This is a genomic window from Chryseobacterium gleum, assembly GCF_900636535.1.
Classification (GTDB): Bacteria; Bacteroidota; Bacteroidia; order Flavobacteriales; family Weeksellaceae; genus Chryseobacterium; species Chryseobacterium gleum.
The window spans coordinates 1251146-1275669 of the sequence record NZ_LR134289.1 but is presented as its reverse complement, the minus strand read 5'-3'; the positions used below and the strand labels follow the sequence as shown (position 1 = coordinate 1275669).

Annotated in this window: 12 protein-coding genes; all 12 read left to right on the top strand. The window is 40.8% G+C overall.

Translation table 11 applies throughout. The features are described 5' to 3' along the window. Window positions 1–8 precede the first annotated feature (8 nt). The 12 genes from EL165_RS05850 to EL165_RS05795 all read left to right on the top strand — a co-directional run bounded on the left by EL165_RS05850 (window position 9) and on the right by EL165_RS05795 (window position 24473). Complete coding sequence (locus tag EL165_RS05850; protein WP_002978715.1) at window positions 9–1727, top strand: glycoside hydrolase family 43 protein; 1719 nt, start codon at window positions 9–11, stop codon at window positions 1725–1727. Between the two features lie 87 nt (window positions 1728–1814). Then, window positions 1815–3422 carry a glycoside hydrolase family 43 protein gene (locus tag EL165_RS05845; protein WP_002978717.1) on the top strand — a complete coding sequence of 536 codons (1608 nt, stop codon included), beginning with the start codon at window positions 1815–1817 and terminating at the stop codon, window positions 3420–3422. Window positions 3423–3520: 98 nt separating this feature from the next. Next, window positions 3521–5446: an alpha/beta hydrolase-fold protein gene (locus EL165_RS05840; protein WP_002978718.1), complete on the top strand. Its 1926-nt coding sequence runs from the start codon at window positions 3521–3523 to the stop codon at window positions 5444–5446. A 21-nt stretch (window positions 5447–5467) separates the two neighbouring features. Further along, complete coding sequence (locus EL165_RS05835; protein WP_002978720.1) at window positions 5468–7915, top strand: glycoside hydrolase family 31 protein; 2448 nt, start codon at window positions 5468–5470, stop codon at window positions 7913–7915. Window positions 7916–7984: 69 nt separating this feature from the next. Continuing rightward, window positions 7985–10009, top strand: a complete 2025-nt coding sequence (locus EL165_RS05830) for an NPCBM/NEW2 domain-containing protein (protein ID WP_002978722.1) — start codon at window positions 7985–7987, stop codon at window positions 10007–10009. A 9-nt stretch (window positions 10010–10018) separates the two neighbouring features. Then, window positions 10019–11425, top strand: coding sequence for a glycoside hydrolase family 43 protein (locus EL165_RS05825; protein WP_002978724.1), 1407 nt, complete (start codon window positions 10019–10021; stop codon window positions 11423–11425). A 6-nt stretch (window positions 11426–11431) separates the two neighbouring features. Beyond that, window positions 11432–12808 carry a glycoside hydrolase family 43 protein gene (locus EL165_RS05820; protein WP_002978726.1) on the top strand — a complete coding sequence of 459 codons (1377 nt, stop codon included), beginning with the start codon at window positions 11432–11434 and terminating at the stop codon, window positions 12806–12808. A gap of 2 nt (window positions 12809–12810) precedes the next feature. Then, entirely contained in the window at window positions 12811–14748 is a 1938-nt protein-coding gene (locus tag EL165_RS05815) for a glycoside hydrolase family 97 protein (RefSeq protein WP_002978727.1), read from the top strand. A gap of 27 nt (window positions 14749–14775) precedes the next feature. Then, on the top strand, window positions 14776–15996 hold the full coding sequence (locus EL165_RS05810; RefSeq protein WP_002978728.1) for an SGNH/GDSL hydrolase family protein: 1221 nt from the start codon (window positions 14776–14778) through the stop codon (window positions 15994–15996). Window positions 15997–16012: 16 nt separating this feature from the next. Further along, a complete protein-coding gene (locus tag EL165_RS05805) occupies window positions 16013–18535 on the top strand; it encodes a glycosyl hydrolase 115 family protein (RefSeq protein WP_002978729.1) in 2523 nt (840 codons plus the stop codon). 269 nt (window positions 18536–18804) lie between these two features. Next, window positions 18805–21543: a T9SS type A sorting domain-containing protein gene (locus tag EL165_RS05800; RefSeq protein ID WP_002978730.1), complete on the top strand. Its 2739-nt coding sequence runs from the start codon at window positions 18805–18807 to the stop codon at window positions 21541–21543. 296 nt (window positions 21544–21839) lie between these two features. Further along, entirely contained in the window at window positions 21840–24473 is a 2634-nt protein-coding gene (locus tag EL165_RS05795) for a beta-glucosidase (RefSeq protein ID WP_041461729.1), read from the top strand. Window positions 24474–24524: the final 51 nt, after the last annotated feature.

Below are 24524 nucleotides of genomic sequence, written 5' to 3'. Positions count from 1 at the left end.
ATCTATATATGAAAAAGAGTCTAATGAATCCTGTTTTTTTAAGAAATAAAACCAATGTCATCGCAGTGGCGGCTTTACTTTCCATCAGTAACCTCTCTGCACAGACTTTTTCCGACTTCAACTACCGTGGAAACGATAAAATATATAATGACAACCCTCTTAAACCGGGCGAGTTCTATTCCCCGATTTTACAGGGCTGTTACCCCGATCCAAGCATCACCAAAAAAGGTGACGATTATTACCTGGTAAACTCTTCTTTCTCAATGTTCCCGGGCGTTCCGATCTTCACGTCTAAAGATCTGGTAAACTGGAAACAGGTGGGGCACGTTTTGGACAGGCCTTCACAGCTTAAAGTTGAAAATTCGGGCGTTTCGCATGGAATTTATGCACCGGATATCAAATACAATAAGCACAACGATACTTTTTATATGATTACTACACAGTTTGCGGGCGGTATCGGAAATATGGTTGTAAAAACCAAAGATCCTGCAAAAGGATGGAGCGAAGTTCAGAAACTGAATTTCGAAGGTATTGATCCTTCTATTTTCTTTGATGATGATGGAAAAGCTTACATTGTTCACAATGATGCTCCTCCACAAGGAACCGAGCAGTATCAAGGTCACCGCGTTATTAAAATGTGGGATTACGACCTTGAAAAAGACCAGGTAGTTGCAGGCTCGGATAAGATTATCGTAAACGGTGGGGTTGACCTTTCCCAAAAACCGATCTGGATTGAAGGTCCCCATATTTACAAAAAGAACGGTAAATATTACCTGATGTGTGCAGAAGGCGGAACGGGAGGCAACCATAGCGAAGTGATTTTTATGGCAGATTCTCCGAAAGGACCATTTGTTCCCGCTAAAAATAATCCAATTCTTACGCAAAGATATTTTCCGAGAGACCGAAAAGAAAAAGTGGATTGGGCAGGTCACGCAGATTTGGTGGAAGGTCCTAACGGACAATGGTATGGCGTATTTTTAGCAATTCGTCCAAATGTCAATAACCGTGTTAACAAAGGCCGTGAAACATTTATCCTTCCAGTTGACTGGAGCGGAACGTATCCTGTATTCCAAAATGGCCTGGTTCCGATGAAACCAAAATTGAAAATGCCACAAGGTGTTCAGAATCAAACCGGGCAAACCGGATTTTTCCCGAACGGCAACTTTACCTATAACGATAAATTAAACGATAAAAATCTTGATTTCCGATGGATTGCGATGCGCGGACCGCGTGAAAGCTTTATTACGGTTACAAAAAACGGTGTGAAAGTAAATCCTTTTGCCACCAATATCAAAGCGTTGGCTCCGATTTCATCTTTGTTCCACAGATTACAGCACGAAGATTTTGAAACTTCTGTAACCTTAGATTATAAACCAAAATCGGAAAAAGAATTGGCTGGAATTACCCTCTACCAAAGCGAAACATTCAATTACGTTTTCGGAATTACCAAAAAAGATAAAGATTTCTACATCGTATTGGAAAGAACAGAAAAAGGACAGTCAAAATTGATTGCAAGCGAAAAAATTTCATTATCCAAACCGGTTAAACTGCAGGTTGTTGCCGATAAAGATGAACATAACTTTAATTATTCACTGGATGGCAGGAATTATAAAAATCTTGGCGGGCCGGTTTCAGGAGATATACTTTCTACCGATGTAGCGGGAGGCTTTACAGGAAGCCTTATCGGGCTGTACAGCACCTCTTCCAATGATATTGTACCGAATTAAGTTAGTATTGGCAATGTCACACTGAGCTTGTCGAAGTGTTTCCTTTTAAGACTGAAAAGAATCAAATCGAACCAAAATATCAAAAACGTGAAAATCAAAAAATCTTATATAGTTTCTTTATTGGGATTTATCGGGCTGAATCTTCTTTCAGCCCAGGTAAATCCTTCCGGAAAACAGAGTACTGCATTTACCAATCCCATCATCTGGGCAGATGCACCGGATCTATCCATTACCAGAAACGGAAATGATTTTTACCTGATCAGTACCACCATGCATCTGATGCCCGGAGCTCCGGTAATGCATTCCAGGGATCTGGTACATTGGGAAATGTCTGGTTATGTTTTCGATACTTTGAATGACAACTCAAAATACGATTTATTGAACGGAACCGTTTACGGCAGAGGCCAATGGGCTTCTTCAATCCGCTATCATAAAGGGAAATACTATGTTTTATTCTCTCCGAATGATGAACCTTTCAAATCTTATTTCTATGTGACTGATGATCCCGAAAAAGGAAAATGGAAACTCATCACCAGAACACGGCATTTCCATGATGCTTCACTGTTTTTTGATGATCATGACAGGATTTATGTTTTCACTTCCAACAAAGTTTTTGAACTGAGTTCTGATTTTAAAGAAGTGATCGGAAATCCGGATGGAACTGAGGTATTTCAGAAAGATGATTCGGAAACCGGGCTTCTGGAAGGTAATCAGATCATCAAAAGAAACGGGAAATATTATATGATGATGATATCCTGGCCAAGAAACGGGAAACGCCGCCAGGTCGTCTACAGGGCAGATAAAGTGACAGGTCCTTACGAGAAAAAAGTAATCCTGGAAGATAATTTCTTAGGATTTTCCTATGCAGGGCAGGGCGCTTTGATAGATGATAAAAACGGAAACTGGTATTCCCTTATTTTCCAGGACAGAAACGGGGTTGGACGTGTTCCGCTGCTGTTGCCTGTTCAATGGGAAAATGATTGGCCGGTATTGGGAGATAACGGAAGAGTTCCTTTGAAAGGAGAAGTTCCGCTTCCGCCGTTCAAACCCAAAAATCATTTGGTGGAAAGCGATAAATTCTCTGGTAAAACAATGAAAATCCAGTGGCAATGGAATCATAATCCGGTGAATGAAGCGTGGTCTTTATCTGAAAGAAAAGGCTTTCTGAGACTGAAAACCAGCAGGGTAGTAGACAATCTGTATGCGGCACCCAACACTTTGACCCAGAGAATGGAAGGTCCGGCTTCTTCAGCAGTTGTCGCCATGGATCTTACAGGAATGAAAGATGGAGATGTAGCAGGTTTCAGTGCCTTCAACGGGGATTCCGGGATTTTGTCAGTAGTGAAGGAAGGTGGAGAAAAATTCATTGTTTTTTCAACCAACGAAGTGAGCCTGGACAATAAAACAAAAGCCATTACAGGGGTTAAAAAAGAAGAAAAAAAACGAATTCCTCTCAATTCGGATAAGGTTTTTCTCCGTATTGATGCTGATTTTAACCTCGGGAAAGATCTTGCAGACTTTTATTACAGTACTGATCAAAAGAACTGGACGGAAATGGCAAAAGATTACAAAATGATCTTTGATTATCGTAGATTTTTTATGGGATCGAAATTCGCAGTTTTCAATTATGCCACTAAAAATACCGGAGGCTTCGTAGATGTGGATTTTTTCAGAGTCAGTGAAGCTGGAAAATAAAATCAAATGCAGATAAAAGTCTGTTGTAAACAGTAAGTAAAATATACCTATTATTTTTTTATCTGAAATAATAAGTGTGAAAAATACAAATAAAAATCATGAATAAATCGGTTATATTGGCTTTAGGACTTGTTTTGTCGGGAATGTTCGTTTCCGCACAAACTTTTGATCAACAGGCACCGCAGGGTTTCGATGTGGAAAACGCTGCTGTTTCCCACGGGAAAATTGACACGATTCAATACCAATCGAAAACCGTTGGAACAACAAGAAGAGCTTTGATTTATACACCGCCGGGATTCAAAAAAAGTGAAAAATATCCCGTTCTTTATCTTCTTCACGGAATTGGCGGGGATGAAAAAGAATGGTTCAACCAGGGAAAACCCAATATTATTCTCGATAATCTGTATACACAGGGAAAACTTCAGCCGATGATTGTTGTACTTCCCAACGGCCGTGCGATGAAGGATGACAGGGCGACGGGAAATATAATGGCTCCGGATAAAGTGGAAGCTTTTGCAACTTTTGAAAAAGATTTACTGAATGACCTGATTCCGTTTGTAGAGAAAAAATATCCGGTTAAAAAAGACCGTGAAAACCGTGCTTTGGCAGGACTGTCAATGGGAGGCGGACAGACACAGAATTTTGCTTTCGGAAACATTGATAAGTTTGCCTGGCTCGGCGCATTTTCTTCTGCACCCAATACAAAAGAGCCCAATAAGCTTTTACCCAATCCACAGGATGCGCTAAAGCTGAAGCTGATCTTTATTTCCTGTGGTGATGCAGACGGGCTGATGCCTTTCAGCAAGAGAACCAGCGATTATCTGAGAAAAAATAAAATTCCTCATATCTTTTATATAGAACCAGGCGGTCACGATTTTAAGGTTTGGAAAAATGATTTATACATCTTTTCACAGCTGCTGTTTAAGCCTGTTGATAAAACCAAGTTTGAAGGATTTACCGTTTTGGGAACTCCTGCAGCAACCAATATCAGAAATGCCCAGTATCCTCAAATCCTTCCTGACGGAAGGGTGATGTTCAAAGTGAAGGCACCGGAAGCACAGAAAGTTCAGATCGATTTAGGGAAAAAATATGACCTGAAAAAAGATACTGACGGCTTCTGGACAGGTACAACTGATCCGCAAAGCGGAAGCTTCCATTATTATTCACTTCTGATTGACGGGGTTGCAGTTGCAGACCCCTCCAGCGAAACATTCTACGGAATGGGAAGGTATGCCAGTGGAATCGATATTCCTTTCGAAGGAGATGATTTCTATGCGTTAAAAGACGTTCCTCATGGAGATATCCGTATTAAAAATTTCTATTCCAAAGTCACCAATTCCTGGAGAAGAGTTTTTATTTACACGCCACCGGGTTACGACCAGAATCCTGCTGAATCTTATCCTGCACTGTATATTTTACATGGCGGAGGTGAGGATGAAAGCGGCTGGGCCAACCAGGGCAAAACCAATCTGATTCTGGATAATCTGATCGCAGAAGGAAAGGCAAAAAAAATGATCATCATTATGCCGGACGCCAATATCGGACAGGGCGGAATCCGGAACTTTGGAGAGCGCAATCTTCAGATGTTTGAAAAAGAGCTGAAGGAATCCATCATTCCGTTTGCCGAATCTAATTACAGGATAAAAAAAGGTAAAGAAAACCGTGCGTTGGCAGGACTTTCTATGGGTGGGATTTATACGCTGTATGCCGGAATTCAGAATTCAGATATGTTTTCTGGTTTGGGAGTTTTCAGCTCAGGATACATGTTGCCGATGCTTCAGGATGTTGCTGATAAACAGTACCAATTTTTAAATGAAAATAGATCTGCTTTTTCATCCAACATCAGAAATTTCTGGATTTCAATGGGTGGAAAAGATGATATTGCTTATGAAAACGGTCAGAAAATGCTGAAAGAACTGGATAAAAGCGGAATTAAATATACGTACACAGATTATCCGGGAGGTCACACATGGCCGGTTTGGAGAAATAGTCTGCATCAGTTTGCCCAGGTACTTTTTAAATAATGTTTTCAAATCTGAAATAGAATGAGCTTTACAAAGATGAACATAAAGACTTCCATCGTTACGGTTATCATGTTTTCCGGAATGGTAAATGTCAGTGCACAGTCTTATCAGAAAACAGATTCAGGATTGAAGTTTTCTGCTGATCATATGAATGTTGAAGTGAAATTTTATGGAGAAAATACGGTTAGGATTATTAAATATCCTGCAGGCAGATCATTTGTCAAAAATAGTTTGTCGGTCATTAAACAGGAACAGAAAATCAGATTCTCAGTTTCAGAAAAAAATAATGTTATTTCATTGAAAACAAATGACCTCCTGCTTTCCATTAATACTAAAAATGGAGTGATCACTTATGCATTGCCATCCGGAAAAGAGCTTTTGAAAGAAACCGCAAATAATTTCAAACCATTTAATGATGCCGGAACGCAGACTTATTCTGTAAGACAGGATTTTCAGCTTGAAAAGGACGAGCCGATCTACGGTCTGGGAATTCTGCAAAATGAAAAAATGTCCCAGCGGAATACCGATGTAAAAATGATTCAGAATAATACCTGGGATTTTGTGCCTTTTTTTCAGTCTGTGAAAGGATATGGTGTTTTTTGGGATAACTATTCACCCACACAATTTACGGATACACCTCAGAAAACATCCTTTTCATCAGAAGTGGGAGATGGTATAGATTATTACTTTATCTACGGTAAAAACGCCGATGGAGTCGTTGCCGGAATGCGTGATCTTACAGGAAATGTGCCCATGCTTCCTTTATGGACATATGGCTACTGGCAAAGCAAAGAACGTTACAAAAGCCAGGATGAACTGGTGAACGTTGTTAAAAAATACCGTGATCTGAAAGTTCCTCTGGACGGAATCATACAGGATTGGCAATATTGGGGAAACAATTATCAGTGGAATGCCATGGACTTCATCAGTCCCGACTTTCCGGATGCTAAAAAAATGGTACAGGATATCCATGATATGAATGCCCATCTTTCAGTTTCCATCTGGTCGTCATTCGGACCAATGACCAGACAGTACCGTGAAATGGATCCAAAGGGTATGCTTTTCAATATCAGTACATGGCCTGAATCAGGCCGTGATGTCTGGCCTCCGGATATGAATTATCCTTCCGGTGTCCGTGTTTATGATGCGTACAATCCTGAAGCCAGAAATATATACTGGAAATACCTGAACAAAGGCATTTTCAGTCTGGGAGTAGATTCCTGGTGGATGGATTCAACAGAACCTGATCATCTCAGCCAGAAAGCGGAAGACCTGGACACTAAGACCTATCTTGGCTCATTCAGAAAAGTAAGAAATGCGTATCCTCTGATGACAGTAGGCGGTGTTTACGATCATCAGCGTGAAACCACTGGTGATAAAAGGGTTTTTATTTTAACAAGGTCAGCTTTTGCAGGCCAGCAGCGATATGCAGCCAACACCTGGTCCGGAGATGTCAATTCTTCCTGGGAAACATTGCGCAAACAGGTACCGGCAGGATTGAATTTCAGTCTTACAGGAAATCCGAATTTCAACTCTGACATCGGAGGTTTCTTTGCCGGTGTTTATAAAAGAAATGGAGGTTCAAAAAATCCAATGTTCCAGGAACTGTATGTCCGATGGCTGCAGTATGGAACCTTTACACCAATGATGCGCTCGCATGGAACCGATGTTGCGAGGGAAATTTATCAGTTTGGGAATAAAGGAGACATTGTGTATGATGCGATAGAAAAATTCATCAGGCTGCGTTACAGTATGTTACCTTATATCTATTCTGTTTCCCATGATGTTTCAAAAAACGGATCCAGCTTTATGAGGGCCCTTTCCATGGATTTTCCTTCAGACAAAAAAACATGGGATATGAATAATGAATATCTTTTTGGAAAATCATTGCTGGTGGCGCCGGTTCTCAATGCTCAATATACTCCTGAAAAAGTAGTTAAAACCGATGAAAATGAAGGCTGGAATAAAACTGATGGCAACAAGGAAAATTCAGTTTCCAACATAGATTTTACCCAAAATAAAACCGTTAAAGTTTATCTCCCGGAAGGAACAGATTGGTTCGACTTCTGGACCAATGAAAAACACAAAGGAGGAAAGGAAATTCAGAAATCTGTTAATCTTCAGACTATTCCTTTGTATGTAAAAGCAGGAAGCATCATTCCGTTGGGTCCCGATATTCAATATGCAACGGAGAAAAAATGGGATCATCTTACCATAAAAGTTTATCCGGGAAGCGATACCGATTTCATTGTATATGAAGATGAATTCGATAACTATAATTACGAAAAAGGATTCTATACAGAAATACCTTTTCACTGGAACGAAAAATCAAAAACACTAACGATAGGTGACCGGAAAGGCAAATACAAAGGAATGATTGAGACAAGGAGTTTTAACCTGATTCTTCCTGATGGCCAACAGAAAACAGTGGATTATTCCGGAAAAAAAACAGATGTTCATTTTAAATAAACTTAAAGTATTGACTATAATTTATGTTTGTCTTTTGATGAATGAAGCTTAATAAATCGGTTTAAAATCATGTTGAAGAATACATTTTTAATTACAGGAATTATCTTGCTTTCCTTTACTGCTTCCAAAGCTCAGTCAGTAGTCTGGCTGGATAAGCTTGATTTGAACGTGGCCACTCAAGGACATGGAAAGCCGGGAGTTAATACTTCTGTGGATGGCAAAAAACTGACGATTGCCGGAGAAACATTTGACAGAGGCTTTGGAACTCACGCTGAAAGTTCTTTGTTGATTAAATTAAATGGCAAAGCAAAAAGCTTTTCAGCAATGGTGGGAATGGATGATGAAATCAAAGGTCAAAATCCCGCTGCCGAATTTGAAATTTACGGCGACAACAAAAAACTTTGGTCAAGCGGGGTCATGAAATTAGGCGATAAAGCAAAGCCTGTTTCCGTTTTGCTGGAAGGTGTAAAACAATTAGAATTAGTCGTAACAGACGGCGGAAACGGACCTTATTATGATCACGCCGATTGGGCAGATGCTAAGTTTGAAACAGCAAACGGTGCAAAACTGACAACATTTAACCCGATTTCGTCAGTACCTTATATTTTGACGCCAAAACCTGCAGCAACTCCAAAAATTAATTCAGCAGGCGTTTATGGAGTTCGTCCTGGCTCACCTTTTTTGTTCAGGGTTGCAGCAACGGGCGACAGACCAATGACTTTTACGGCGAAAAACCTTCCGAAAGGTTTAACAATAGATTCACAGACCGGAATCATCACTGGAAAAATAGATTCTAAAGGAAGTTATGAAGTGACTTTGAATGCTAAAAATGCGAAAGGTTCAGCTTCAAAAAAATTGAAAATAGAATGTGGAGACAGAATCGCTCTCACACCTACAATGGGCTGGAATAGCTGGAACTGCTTCGGACATGAAGTTTCTGCTGATAAAGTGAAACGTGCAGCAGATGCCCTTATAAAGTCGGGACTGATCAATCACGGCTGGAATTATATCAATATTGATGATTCCTGGCAGTATAACAGAGATGGAAAAGACCCTTCATTCCAGGGAAAAATGCGCGATGAAAACGGTTATATCCTGACCAATTCCAAATTTCCTGATATGAAAGGTCTTGCAGACTACATGCATAACAATGGCTTGAAAATGGGAATTTATTCTTCTCCCGGTCCATGGACCTGTGGCGGATGTGCCGGAAGCTACGGTTACGAAAAACAGGATGCTGAAAGCTATACCAAATGGGGCGTTGATTACCTGAAATATGACTGGTGCAGCTATGGCGGTGTAATTGACGGGCTGCCGGATAATGATCCCAATAAAGTTCCTTCTCTTGCCTTTCAGGGCGGCGGAGATCCGGATAAAGGTGTAAAACCGTTCAAACTGATGGGAAGCCTTTTGAAGCAGCAGCCAAGAGATATCGTTTACAATCTCTGCCAATATGGAATGGGCGATGTATGGAAGTGGGGTGATGAGGTCAATGCACAATCCTGGCGTACCACCAACGATATTACAGATACTTGGTCAAGCGTAAAGAATATTGCCCTTGCTCAGGATAGAGCCGCGCCTTTTGCGAAACCCGGAAACCGGAACGATCCGGATATGCTGGTTGTTGGCGTTGTTGGCTGGGGAAATCCACATCAGAGCCGGTTGAAGCCTGATGAACAGTATCTTCATATGAGTCTGTGGAGTATTTTTTCAGCCCCGTTGCTCATTGGCTGTGACCTTGAGAAACTGGATGATTTCACCTTAAACCTTCTGACGAATGACGAGGTTATCGCCGTCAATCAGGATGCTTTGGGAAGACAGGGTGTTTGTTTGCAGACCATTGGTGAGCTCAGAATTTATGTCAAAGATTTGGAGGACGGAAGCAAAGCTGTGGCTTTTGCCAATTTCGGAAGAGAAAAAGTGACGCTACCCTATAAAGATTTCAAAAAATTAGGAATTTCCGGTGTTCAGACGGTTCGTGACCTTTGGAGACAGAAGGATATTGCAGAAATCAATACGGACAAAAAAGGTCTTTCATTGGACATTCCGGCACATGGCGTTGCCTATTATAAATTCATTTCACTCAATAATTAAGATTAAGATATGAATCAACGAAACTTAAAATATATCACACTTTCTTTTCTGTTGGCAGGGATTGGTATTGCTGCACAGAATCCGGTTATTCAGACCCATTTTACACCAGATCCGGCTCCCATGGTCTATCAAGGGAAAATGTATGTTTATACAGGGGATGATCAGCCGGGATTTGATTTTTATACGATGACCAAATGGCGGGTGTATTCCACGGAAGATATGGTCAATTATACAGACCATGGTTCGCCTATTTCTTTAGAGTCTTTCAGCTGGGCGCGGGACAGGGCCTGGGCAGCACAGTGTATTGAAAGAAACGGTAAATTCTACTGGTATATCTGTGTACAGACCGTTGACAACAATATGGCTATTGGGGTGGCGGTGTCTGACAGTCCTACAGGGCCTTTCAGAGATGCTTTGGGAAAACCTCTGATTTCAACCGGAACCTGGGATAATATTGACCCGACGGTTTTTATAGATGATGACGGACAGGCTTATCTGTATTGGGGAAACAGTAAATTATTTTATGTGAAGCTCAATAAAGATATGACTTCCTATCAGGGGAAAATCACAGAAATTCCACAATCGGTGGAAGCTTTCGGCGGGCTGAGACGTCCCGGGAAAAGTGATGAGGTTCTGCAAAAGCAGGAAAAATTTGATGATGTATATGTAGAAGGACCATGGCTTTACAAGCGAAACAATCAATATTATATGATGTACGCTGGAATGACCGGAAGAACAGAATGTTTATCCTATTCAACCAGCCCATCGCCAACCGGGCCGTGGAAATATCAGGGGAAAATAATGACCGACCAGCCTACTAACAGCTTTACCAACCATGGCGGAATTATCGATTTCAAAGGAAAGTCCTACCTGTTTTACCATACCGGACTATTGCCGGCCGGAGGAAGCTACGGACGCTCAACTGCTGTAGAAGAATTCAGATATCATGCTGACGGGACTATTCCGAAGATTATAATGACCAAAGAAGGTGTAGCTCCGGCTGGAACCTTAAATCCATATCAGAGAACCGAAGCCGAAACTATGGCATGGTCGGAAAAATGCAGCACTTCCGAAAACAGGAAAACCGGAGTGTATGTCTCCGATGCCAGAGCAGGAGGGTATATCAGGGTCCGTTCGGTAGATTTTGAAAAAGGGGCTTCTGCATTTTCAGCTTCCGTTGCCGCAGGAATCGATGGCGGTATCCTGGAAGTTCATCTGGATGATGTTAAAGGACCAAAAATAGCCGAGATTGAAATTCCGAGAACCGGTGGCTGGGAAGAATTTAAAACGCTGACAACAAAAATTTCAGCATCCGTTTTCGGTGTCCACGATCTGTATTTTGTGTTCCAGGGAAAAAATATTACGGCAGGGAGAAAGCTGTTTAATTTCGATTACTGGAGTTTTCAGAAAAAATAACTGATTATGAAAAATACAATACAATATATACTGGGACTTTGTCTGATAGGCTTTTCCGAAGGCTTATCAGCGCAGAACCCTATTATTCAGACCAACTACACTGCAGATCCGGCACCAATGGTCTACAATGACAGGCTGTATGTCTACACCACACACGATGAGGATGATTCCACCTGGTTTACCATGAACGACTGGAAAGTGTATTCCACCAACGACATGGTCAACTGGACAGATCACGGAACAATTCTCTCGTATAAAGATTTCGACTGGGCAAAACGTGATGCCTGGGCCGCACAATGTGTAGAAAGAAACGGAAAGTTTTTTTTATACGTTCCGATGTGGTCCAAAACCAATAACAAAGGCGCTATAGGGGTTGCCGTTGGCGACAGTCCGTTTGGGCCTTTTCATGATCCGCTGGGAAAGCCTCTTGTTCAGAGCGAATGGGGAGATATTGATCCTACCGTTTTTGTAGATGATGACGGACAGGCTCATATGTACTGGGGAAATCCTAAATTAAAATACGTAAAGCTGAATGAAGATATGATTTCCTATTCCGGAAATATTACAGAAGTTCCGATGACCGAAGAATCATTTGGAAAAAGGGACGGAAAGCCTAACCTGGAAAGACCCACAAAATACGAGGAAGGTCCTTGGCTGTACAAAAGGAAAAACCTGTATTATCTTTTCTGGCCGGGCGGTCCGCTTCCTGAATTCATAGGATATTCTACAGGTAAAACAGCACAGGGACCCTGGAAATATGGAGGAATTGTAATGCCTACTGAAGGGAAATCATTCACCAATCATCCCGGTGTTATTGATTTCCGGGGGAAAACCTATTTCTTTTATCATAATGGTGCATTGCCGGGCGGAAGCGGTTTTACAAGATCGGTAAGTCTGGAAGAGCTTACATTCAATAAAGACGGTTCCATCTCACCATTTAAAATGACCAACGGAATTACAAAAGCTATCGCAACAGTTAATCCTTATTCATTCAATCAGGCAGAAATGATTGCCTGGTCGGAAAATGTAAAATCCTATCAGAATAAAGAGGCTGGTGTTTTCATCAAAGCAAAAAAAAATGGGGCTTATAGCAGTGTAAAGAATGTAGATTTCCGGAAAAAAGGAGCTGCTGCCTTCTCTGCAAGAGTAGGAACTACCCATAACAGTGACGTCACAATGACCGTTCATCTGAATGCTGTGAACGGCCCGGTTGCTGCAACGGTAAAGGTTCCGCTGACGGGTGGAGATGACCGCTGGGAAACCGTGAAAGTTCAGCTTACTGAAAAGATTACCGGCATTCATGATCTGTACTTTGTATTCAATGGAAAAGCCTCAACAGATATTATGTATTTCGATTACTGGACCTTTCTTGAAAATAATTAATTATGAGAAAAAAAGTTTTATATATCGTATTCAGTCTGTTTCTGATCAGCAAAAGCTTTGCACAGGTTGCAGAAATTTCAAGCCCTGACGGACATCTGAAACTTCATGTTTTTTCAGAAGAGGGAAAAGCATCGTATAATGTTATCCTTCAGGGAAAAGCAATGCTTGAAAAATCCCCGTTGGGTTTGGTAACCAACGAGTCCGATTTTTCAAAGGATCTGAAATTTGTGGACAGCAAAAAAGATATCATTTCTAAGAAATATACAAACGAAAAAATCAAAAAATCTGAGATTGATTATAAGGCCAATACTTTATTGGTTAACTTCAGTAATGCAGACCAGCATCAAATAGGCATTGAATTTCAGGTGAGCAACAACAATATTGCTTTCCGTTATATTATTCCACCGATGAAAGAACGGCTGAGTGTTGTGGTACAGTCAGAAACCACAGGGTACAGGTTCCCGTCACAGACCACTACTTTTCTTTCACCTATGATGAAGCCGATGACAGGATTTGCCCGCACAGCGCCAAGTTATGAAAGCGGTTATAAAGCTGATGCTGAGCTGGGAATACCATCCGATTACGGATACGTTTTTCCTGGCCTGTTCCATATCGGAAATGAAGGCTGGGTATTACTTTCTGAGACAGGAGTGAACAGTTCGTATTGTGCTTCACACCTTGAAACCACAGCAGAAAAAAGCCTTTACAAAGTCGCTTATCCGAACATTGCTGAAAATAACGGTTTCGGAAGTACCGGAGCAGCTGTTTCTCTTCCCGGAAAGACGCCATGGAGAACAATTACAGTAGGCAGCTCCCTGAAACCCATCATAGAAACTACCATTCCTTTTGATGTGGTAGATCCGATGTATGAGCCTTCACAGGAATATCAGTTCGGAAAATCTACCTGGAGCTGGATTCTGTGGCAGGATAACAGTATGAATTATGATGATCAGGTGAAATTCATAGACCTTGCTGCTGCACTGAAATATCAGTTTATTCTTATGGATGCGCTTTGGGATAAAAATATTGGAAAAGAACGAATGAAAAACCTTATTCAATATGCAAAATCGAAAAACGTGGGAGTATTACTTTGGTACAATTCCAATGGGGCAGCCAATGACGCACCGATGGGACCTAGAAATAAAATGAGCTCATCCATTGAACGGAAAAAAGAAATGAAATGGCTGAAAGAAGCGGGTGTAAAAGGACTGAAAGTGGATTTCTTCGGAGGAGACAAACAGGAAACCATGCGTCTTTACGAAGATATTCTGTCAGATGCCAATGATTTTGGACTAACCATTATTTTCCATGGAGCTACTTTACCGAGAGGCTGGGAAGTAATGTACCCGAATTATGCGGGAAGTGAAGCCGTTCTTGCTTCGGAAATGCTTTATTTCTCAGAAGATGTACGGAAACAGGAAGCTTTTTTTGCCACACTTCATCCTTTCATCAGAAACACAGTGGGAAGCATGGAGTTTGGCGGGACTTTCCTCAACAAATATTTAACAAAATCCAACAGAGCCAAAAATAAAAGGCATACCACAGATGGCTTTCAGCTGGCTACAGCAATCCTGTTTCAGAATCCCGTTCAGATGTTTGGCATCATGCCGAATAATCTGACCGATGCTCCGGAATTTCAGCTCAGCTTTATGAAAGAAGTTCCGACACTTTGGGATGAAACAGTTTTCATAGACGGCTATCCCGGGAAGTATGCCGTGGTTGCGAGAAGACATGCGGATCAATGGTATGTGGCTGGCGTAAATGCTGAGAAGAAATCCCAAAAACTGAAAATAAAGCTTCCGATGTTTGCAGGGAAAACAGTTAGATTCATTAATGATGATGCAAAGGGAAATTCATCAGAAAAAGAAGTGAAAGTAAATGCAAAAGGCGACTTTATGATTGAAATTCAGCCGAACGGAGGATTTGTAGTAAGAAATTAAAGATTGATAAACAAAAAACAGGGAAAAATGCGCTTCAAAAATTTATACATCTTCATCATTTCGGGATTTTTGATTTCCTGCTCTTCCTCCCGGAGTCTGGAAAAGCAGTCATCCAAAGACCAGTGGCTCACTACCTGGGCAACGGCTCCCCAATTGGTGGAACCCAAAAATCTTCCGCCGGAACCGGGGCTTTCAGGAAATACCTTGCGTCAGATTGTGCGTGTATCTGTGGGTGGAAAAAAATTGCGGTTACGTTTTTCCAACAAATATTCCATGGATAGTCTGGCGGTAAAAGCGGTTTCCATTGCTGTGCCGTCCGATAGCCGCAATGTGGATGCAACTACCATCAGATCATTAACGTTTGAGAAGAAAAACAGTTTTAAAATTGCTCCCGGATCTGATATTTATTCTGATGAAGTGAACTTTAACCTGAAGTCTAATTCGCTGCTGGCCATTACCATTTCCTATGGAAAAGTAACCCAATCTGTCACCGGGCATCCGGGTTCAAGAACAACCTCTTTTATTGTTAAAGGTGTGCAAGCGAGTGCTGCTATATTTAAAAATCCTGTAAAAACAGATCATTGGTATTCGCTTTTTAACATCGATGTAAAGACAGGTGAACCCTCGTGTGCGGTGGCTATTATGGGAAATTCCATTACCGACGGAAGAGGATCGGGAGCCAATAGACAGAATCGCTGGCCGGATATTTTTTCGCAGCGGTTACTGGCGAATCCTTCAACCAGGAATGTAAGTGTCCTTAATTTCGGGATTGGTGGGAATTGTGTGGTGCGTGGCGGTTTGGGTCCTACAGCATTAGACCGTTTCGATTATAACATCCTCAATCAGCAGGGCGTAAAATGGCTGATCATTCTGGAAGGAGTGAATGATCTTGGAGGAACAAGAGATGCTGATGATGCTTCCAAAAGAACAGAAGAACTGATTGCCGCTTACCAGGTGATGATCGATAAGGCACATGCTAACGGAATCAAAGTGTACGGAGCAACGATTCTTCCTTTCGGAAAGTCATTCTACGACAAACCTTTCCGTATCGAGGCCTGGAAAAAAGTAAATGACTGGATAAGAAACAGCGGGAAGTTTGATGCCGTCATCGATTTTGCAAAACAAATGCAGAGTGAAAATCCGGAAGTCATCTTAAACGATATGCACGACCATGATTTTCTTCATCCCAATGAATCCGGCTACAGAAGAATGGGAGAATTTGTGGATCTGAACTTATTTAAAAATTAAATCAAAAAGATATAGTATGAATTTTACAAAAAACATTTCGTTGTTTCTTACGTTGTTGTTTATATTTTTTGTAAAAGCAACCGAACCATTTATTTCTTTTGCCAAGACAGAAAATTCGATGGTATTGAAAGAGCGCAATTCAGGTTTGATGCTTTTTTCAGACAGTGATTCGGATAAAGGAATTCTGCGTGCCGTTGCGAATCTTCAATCTGATTTTCAAAAAGTAACCGGTGTTCAGCCTCATCTGGTTTCCCAAAACCCTGGAGTGAACAGAATGATCATCATTATTGGTGAAGCAGTTAAAAGCAAGACCATTGATAATTTAATTCGTCAAAAAAAGCTAGATGGAAAAGCATTAACAGGGAAAAGAGAAAAATATATCATTCAGAATGTCAGTAATCCATTTCCGGGCGTTTCTGAAGCCATTGTGATTGCGGGAAGTGATAAAAGGGGAACGATTTACGGGATTTATGAAATGTCTAAGCAGATAGGTGTTTCACCATGGTATTATTGGGCAGATGTTCCGGTTGAGAAAAAAGATAATGTATACTTTAAAAAAGGAATACATACTGATGGTGAGCCTGCTGTAGAGTATCGCGGTATTTTCCTTAATGATGAAGAACCTTCATTGGGAGGCTGGGCAAGAGCAACTTTTGGCGGAGTTAATTCTAAATTTTACGAAAAAGTTTTTGAACTGATCCTGCGTCTTAAAGGAAACTATATATGGCCGGCAATGTGGGGGAAAGCATTCTATGATGATGACCCTTTGAGCGGCCCTTTAGCAAATGAAATGGGTATTGTCATGGGAACTTCCCACCATGAGCCTATGGCTTTGGCACAAACCGACTGGCACAGGTATATCAAAAAAAATAACCTCCCGAATATCTGGGATTATGCTAAAAATGCAGAAGTTTTAAAGAAGTTCTGGAAATCCGGACTCGAAAGAAGCAAGAGCTGGGAAAAGCTTGTTACAGTCGGAATGCGTGGTGATGGTGATGAAGCGATGGGAGAGGGAACCAATATTGCCTTGCTCGAGAAAATTGTAAAAGATCAGCGTAAAATTATTGCAGATGTTACAGGTAAAAAAGCGGAGAAAACACCTCAGGTCTGGGCATTGTATAAAGAAGTTCAGGACTATTATGATAAAGGAATGAGGGTTCCGGATGATGTGATCCTGCTGTTCTGTGATGATAACTGGGGAAATGTAAGAAAGCTTCCTGACCTTTCAAAACCTTTGCATAAAGGAGGCTATGGAATCTATTACCATTTTGATTATGTAGGCGGCCCGAGAAACTCCAAATGGATCAACATCAGTCCCATCCAGAGAGTCTGGGAACAGATGAATCTTTCTTACGAACATAAAGTAGATAAGCTTTGGGTAGTGAATGTAGGAGATTTAAAACCTATGGAGTTTCCGATCAGTTTTTTCCTGGAAATGGCCTGGAATCCGAAGCAGTTTAATGCTAAAAACCTTTTGGAATATATTGAGAAATGGGCTGCTCAGCAGTTTGGAGAAAAACACACCAAAGAAATTGCCAGGATGATTAATCTGTATTCCAAATACAACAGAAGAGTAACTCCTGAAACCCTTGACAGTAAAACGTACAGCCTTGAGAATTACCATGAATTTGAAACGGTTTTAAATGATTACAGAGCATTGGCCGTAGAAGCTTTACGTTTAAAAGAGCAGATTCCAGCAGAATATCAGGATGCGTATTATCAGTTGGTTTTATACCCGATTGATGCCTGCGGTAATTTATACGAAATGTACTACGCGGTGGCAAAAAACAGGGAACTGGCAAGGAAAAAAGATCCGGAAGCCAATTTCTACGCAGATAAAGTGAAGGCATGTTTTGAAAGAAACGCTTACTTGGACAATCAATACAATAATGTGATTGCCAATGGAAAATGGAAGCATATGATGGATCAAATGAGAATAGGATATAAAAGCTGGGCAGATGGAAAAGAAAATATAATGCCTGAAGTGACCTATATTTCTGACGCTGAGGTTCCCAAAGAAAAGATATTTCAGGAGAAAAATGGTTATGTTTCCATTGAAGCAGAAAATTTTGCAAGAATGAGTAATTCTGACCGAATCCATTGGGAAGTGATTCCTGATTTTGGAAAAACAAAGTCGGGAGTGACAACCTTTCCGCAGAATGCCTATCCCAAAGCTAATGAAAATATCTGGCTGGAATATGATATCAATTTTGAATCAAAAGGGGAGTTTGAAGTCCAATTATTATTAGCACCGACTTTAAATTTTAATCATAATAAAGGATTGCGTTACGAAATTTCTTTTGACAACGAAACTCCGCAAATTGTCAACTTCAACGGCCATTATAAAGGAGAATTGGGAAGATGGCAGTCCGAACATATCATTAAATCCATTACAAAGCATTCGGTTCAGCAGGCTGGAAAGCACACGTTACGTTTCAGAGTGTTGGAACCCGGCATTGTCCTTGAAAAGATACTGATCAACACCGGAGGATTAAAACCCTCTTACCTGGGCGCTCCCGAAAGCGAAATGCTTCACTGAATGACCCAATACTCATCACAAACAACACTTTAATTATGAAACATTAATCTTAGTTCACATTCCAATCTGAAATACAGTTCCCTCACAGAGAATGAAGAGAAAGAACAGCGAATGATTTTGTAAGCAACTTTATTTAACAGATCGCTGCCTGATATCATTCAGGGTATTTTCCTGACGGTTTTTGAAAATCAACCGTCTTGATGGGGAATCTATTGCCCTTACTTTAATTGTTTACGATCAAAATCACGACTATCTAAAACTAAACCATTATGAAAAAAATTTTAAGTCTTGTAACCATTCAGTCTATAGCTCTGTTTTGCAGCCTGATGCTGCATGGACAGCTTACAACCGTAAAAATTGATAAGAATATTCCTTATCAGAAAATAAAAGGATTCGGAGGATTTGTCTGCAGCCCCCAGTTTGCGTATAACCATATGTCTACCTCAGAAATTCAGACGCTTTGGGGAGCTTCCAGTGAAGGTGGATATAATATTATGAGATTATATATTCCCGAAAACAGCAGCAACTGGAGTTCCGTACTGGCTACAGCACAGCTCGCCAAATCTATGGGGCTTACCATTTTTGCTTCGCCTTGGACCATGCCCGCAGCCTGGAAAACCAATAACCATGTCAATGCAGTGTATACTGACGCCAATGGAGTACAGCAGATCGGATATTTAAAGCCGGAAAATTACCAGGATTATGCGCTTTATCTTAACAGCTTTGTTACCTATCTCCAGAACAACGGAGTAGATCTTGATTATATCTCCATTCAAAATGAACCGGATGAAATGGCCCAGTATCAGGGATGCATCTGGACTCCTGCGCAAATTACTACCTTCATCAAGAATTACGGACAGCTTATCAATTGTAAAGTAATTGCCCCGGAAAGTGTGGGATTTACGGATAATTTCGCCAGTGCTTTACTTGATCCTTCGGCAATGGCCAATTTTGAAGTGTATGGCGGGCATCAATACGGGCTTATGCAGTCTACCTACAAACAATTCCAGAATTACAATAAAGAAATCTGGCAGACAGAATATCTGATCAACTGGAACTCTTCGTCCACCCAGCCGGCAAGAGATTTCAGCTGGAATACAGATGCATTTACCTTTGCCAGCAGTGTCAACAATGCATTATTAGGTAATGTCAATGCCTGGATTCATTACTCTGCCAAACGTTATTATGGCTTAATGGGGGACGGAACCTACGGAACTCCCGCAGGTGTAATGACCAAAAGAGGCTATATCCTTTCACATTATGCCAAGTACACAACAGGAAAAACGAGAATAGAAGCCAAATGGGATGATAAAACCGGAGCTTTACAAGGCTCTTCCTATATTTCCCAGGATGGAAATCAGGTCGTTCTTATGGTCATCAATCCTTCCCAGAATACGTATAGTTTGAAAGTTGACCTTCCTTTTTATACGACTTCAGGAACAAAAGTACTGACCAACACACAATCCAATATGGTGAGTACTCCTCTTTCTTTGAGTACAGCAACGTTCCGGCCAACGGCTGATATCAGCCCTTCCAGTGTCATGACTTTCGTTTTTAATAAAAGTGGTGACAGACCTGCTTCTCTCATGACAGGCGGTGATATTCATTATAATAAAATTGAAACACAAACGGCTACCAGTACAGCTTTTGGGACAGGATTCAATATCAGCAATACAACAGTGACGTTCTCCAATCCAAGTCCTCTTATCAGTAATAATATGACTGTGGCTAACGGATATCTTCAGCTTAATGACCGGTACAATAAACTGATTCTGCATGTAAACAGCTATACAACGGCGGGACAAAGCTATTCGGACAATACAACTTTATACTATATCAACAGCCAGGGGGTAACAAAATCGTATAATTACGGGAAGATTAATTTTCCGCAGGGAGGAAACTTCGATATTACGTTAGATATTTCAAGACAGGTGCTTACAGACGGATGCAAAGGAATTTTAGGACTGAGAAATTCTAACTACAGCTCTGTACTGACGCTTAATCTGGGAGATGTTTATTTCAATGTAGGGAATGAAATTGCTTCTAAATTCGGAGGTACCTATTCCGCAAGCGACAGCTATCTGATGGATGCCCTGGAAAACGGCTACTACACTTCTGTAGACTTCAGAAATGCAGCGGGAGTCACTTCCTCCAATAACTGGCAGCCTATGAGTGCCAACTCTAACAGCATTTATTATGTGAATTCAAACGTAAGTTCATCTGCCAATAATGTGATCTCTGGTACTACATGCTCAAATCTCGTCCTTTCCGGTCAGGGTATGGATTTTCAGGTGCCGTTTAACTTCACAGCCAATACAGCTTCTTACAGCCGTACATTTAATGGTTACGATGTGCTGATCTTGCCATTCCAGGCTAATATACCTTCCGGAGTTACTGCTTATCTGATGTCTCCGAATGCCAATAATATCAGCTGTACTGCAATTTCAAACGGGATCATTCCTGCAAATACTCCGGTAATCATCAATGCTACAGGAAATATTACTTTCAACGGTACAGGAAATGTTTCCACACCCAAAGCAATCACGGTCAATCAGATGAACGGAGTTTACCAGAGCATTAAAGTTCCGGCCAATGCCTATGTGCTGAAAACAGAAAACGGAGTAACAGGCTTCTATAAAGTAACTGCAGGAAGTGAGCCTGCAATAGGATCTTTCAAAGCATATCTTACAGAAGAAAATACTTATTCTGCCAACGTTCTTCCTTTAAACTTCGGATCGTTAAGCACCAGAGATATTTCTGCTGAAACGAAAAAAGAGGTTGTAAAAATATATCCTAATCCGGTAAAAGCTGACCTTTTCATTGATTCTGATCTGTCAGAAGCTGCCGCCATCATTTTTGACGGAAGGGGAAGTGTCATCAGATCCGGGTTGAAAATAAATCCAGGAAAAAACAATATTAACGTGGGAGATTTCCCAGCTGGTATTTATTTTATTGAGGTTACTCAAAAAAATAATACAGTCGTAAAACAAAAATTTATCAAAGAGTAAACTGAATCCGAAGCCATCATGAGCACTGCTTATGGTGGCTTTATTTCTACAATTTGGTAGATGAAAACCAAAAGTAAGTAGGATTTACTATTAATTTAAGTGTATTATTTACATTTATTTAAAATAGAACGTTATATTTGTTTTTCATTGCATTGTTGGTGAATAATACTGGCAATTTGTATAAAATAATAATGAAAATATAATTATCCATAAAAATCTGTGAAATCAGTGGGTTGAAAATGATTAATCACAAAATCAACTGTCATTTTTCGGACTTTATTGAAACCATATTACCTATGAAAAGAATTGTATTAATCCTATGTGCAACACTGGCAGCACCGTTATTTTTTGCTCAGAAACATTATAAATACCCATTCAGAAACCCGGATCTTCCGGTTAATGAAAGAATAGAGAACCTTCTTACTTTGCTGACTACAGAAGAAAAGATTGGAATGATGATGGATAATTCCCAGGCAGTTCCCCGTCTGGAAATTCCTGCCTACGGATGGTGGAATGAGGCACTTCACGGGGTGGCGAGAGCAGGAATAGCCACTGTTTTTCCTCAGGCAATCGGGATGGCTGCCACATGGGATGTTCCGGAGCATTTTAAAACCTTTGAAATGATTTCTGATGAAGCACGGGCAAAATACAACAGATCTTTTGATGAGGCTCTAAAAACAGGACGGTACGAAGGACTGACCTTCTGGACACCCAATATCAATATTTTTCGTGACCCAAGATGGGGAAGAGGCCAGGAAACCTATGGTGAAGACCCTTATCTTACCTCCGTTCTGGGCGTTGCAGCAGTAAAAGGTCTGCAGGGAAACGATCCGAAATTTTTTAAAACCCACGCCTGTGCCAAACATTTTGCAGTACACAGCGGACCGGAATGGAACCGTCACTCTTATAACGCAGAAATATCAAAAAGAGATCTGTATGAGACGTACCTTCCCGCTTTCAAAGCATTGGTTCAGGAAGGAAATGTAAGAGAAGTGATGTGCGCTTACAATGCTTTTGACGGGCAGCCATGTTGTGCAAACAATACTTTACTTACTGAAATTCTCCGTGGAAAATGGAAGTATGACGGAATGGTGGTCTCAGACTGCTGGGCACTGGCTGATTTCTTTCAGAAAAAATACCACGGCACCCATCCTGACGAAAAAACAACCGCAGCAGATGCCCTGAAACATTCTACGGATCTGGAATGCGGAGATACCTATAACAACCTGAATAAATCTCTGGCAAGCGGACTGATTACCGAAAAAGATATTGATGAGTCGATGCGCAGAATCCTGAAAGGCTGGTTTGAGCTGGGAATGCTTGATCCGAAATCTTCCGTTCATTGGAATACCATTCCGTATTCTGTAGTCGATTCTGAAGAACATAAAAAGCAGGCACTGAAAATGGCACAAAAATCAATTGTGCTGATGAAAAACGAAAAGAATATTCTACCTCTCAATAGAAACATTAAAAAAATTGCCGTTGTAGGACCAAATGCCGATGACGGATTGATGCAGTTAGGAAATTATAACGGAACGCCTTCTTCCATTGTAACGATTTTAGACGGAATCAAAACCAAATTTCCAAATGCTGAAATTATTTACGAAAAAGGAAGCGAAGTAACAGATCCTTCGTCCAGAACGTCACTCTATCAGAATTTCATCAGTCAGAAAAACGGCTCGAAAGGAATGAAAGTAACGTTTTTTAATAACAATGAATTCAAAGGCCAGCCGGCAAATACTTCCGTAAATTCCACTGCCATCAGCTACAACAGCTTTGGAGGAACCCAGCTTGCACCCAATGTAGGAAGAGAAAATACCTCAGCCATCATTTCAGGAATTTTCAAAAGTACCTACACAGGAGAGGTCGTGTTTTCTGCTTCCACTTCCGATATCTATACTCTTTTCGTGGACGGAAAAGAAATCGCAACAAGAAAAGGACCTGATGCAAGACATCCTTCAGAGTTTCCTGTAAAAATGGAAAAAGGAAAAGAATACCAGATAGAACTGCGTCATACACAAAAAGGAAAATATGTAAGCATCACCTTTGAAGTCTACAGAAAAGACCCTGTTAATTTTGCTTCTGTAAGGGAAAAGGTGAAAAATGCAGACGTCATTGTCTTTGCAGGCGGGCTTTCCCCAAGTCTGGAAGGTGAAGAGATGATGGTGAATGCAGAAGGCTTCAAAGGCGGTGACAAAACTTCGATTGCCCTTCCTAAAGTCCAGAGGGACCTGTTGGCGGAGCTTAGAAAAACCGGCAAACCTGTTGTTTTTGTTCTTTGTACCGGAAGTGCTCTGGGATTGGAACAGGATGAAAAAAATTATGATGCCCTGTTAAACGCCTGGTATGGCGGACAATCAGGAGGAACTGCTGTGGCAGATGTTTTGGCAGGGGATTATAACCCTTCCGGAAAATTACCCATTACCTTTTACAAAAACCTTGAACAGCTGGACAACGCCCTTTCAAAAACAAGCAAGCACGAAGGATTTGAAAATTATGATATGCAGGGAAGAACCTACCGTTATATGACGGAAAAGCCACTTTATCCATTCGGGCACGGTCTGAGCTATTCAAAATTTGTTTATGGAGATTCAAAACTGAGCAAGAATAGTATAAGTGTTAATGAAAATGTGACGATCACAATTCCGGTAACCAATATTTCAGAAAGGGAGGGTGAAGAAGTCGTTCAGGTCTATATCAAAAGAAATAATGATGCCCAGGCACCGGTAAAAACGTTAAGAGCTTTTGAAAGAACTCCGATTAAATCCAAAGAAACAAAAAATATTCAGCTGATCCTCTCCAAAGACTCATTTGCCTTCTATGATGAAAAAGCAGATGATCTGGTTTCAAAACCCGGCGACTATACCATTTTTTATGGCGGAACTTCTGATGATGCAGGATTGAAAAATGTTTTGTTAAAAGTAAAATAAAAATTGATTTAGGACAAATTGAGACATGCTTTAGCTTTCAAAATATAACGA

Coding starts and splice junctions, on each gene's coding strand:
- EL165_RS05830 (WP_002978722.1), top strand. CDS start 7,985: ATGTTGAAGAATACATTTTTAATTACAGGAATTATCTTGCTTTCCTTT.
- EL165_RS05820 (WP_002978726.1), top strand. CDS start 11,432: ATGAAAAATACAATACAATATATACTGGGACTTTGTCTGATAGGCTTT.
- EL165_RS05850 (WP_002978715.1), top strand. CDS start 9: ATGAAAAAGAGTCTAATGAATCCTGTTTTTTTAAGAAATAAAACCAAT.
- EL165_RS05800 (WP_002978730.1), top strand. CDS start 18,805: ATGAAAAAAATTTTAAGTCTTGTAACCATTCAGTCTATAGCTCTGTTT.
- EL165_RS05795 (WP_041461729.1), top strand. CDS start 21,840: ATGAAAAGAATTGTATTAATCCTATGTGCAACACTGGCAGCACCGTTA.
- EL165_RS05835 (WP_002978720.1), top strand. CDS start 5,468: ATGAGCTTTACAAAGATGAACATAAAGACTTCCATCGTTACGGTTATC.
- EL165_RS05815 (WP_002978727.1), top strand. CDS start 12,811: ATGAGAAAAAAAGTTTTATATATCGTATTCAGTCTGTTTCTGATCAGC.
- EL165_RS05805 (WP_002978729.1), top strand. CDS start 16,013: ATGAATTTTACAAAAAACATTTCGTTGTTTCTTACGTTGTTGTTTATA.
- EL165_RS05810 (WP_002978728.1), top strand. CDS start 14,776: ATGCGCTTCAAAAATTTATACATCTTCATCATTTCGGGATTTTTGATT.
- EL165_RS05840 (WP_002978718.1), top strand. CDS start 3,521: ATGAATAAATCGGTTATATTGGCTTTAGGACTTGTTTTGTCGGGAATG.
- EL165_RS05825 (WP_002978724.1), top strand. CDS start 10,019: ATGAATCAACGAAACTTAAAATATATCACACTTTCTTTTCTGTTGGCA.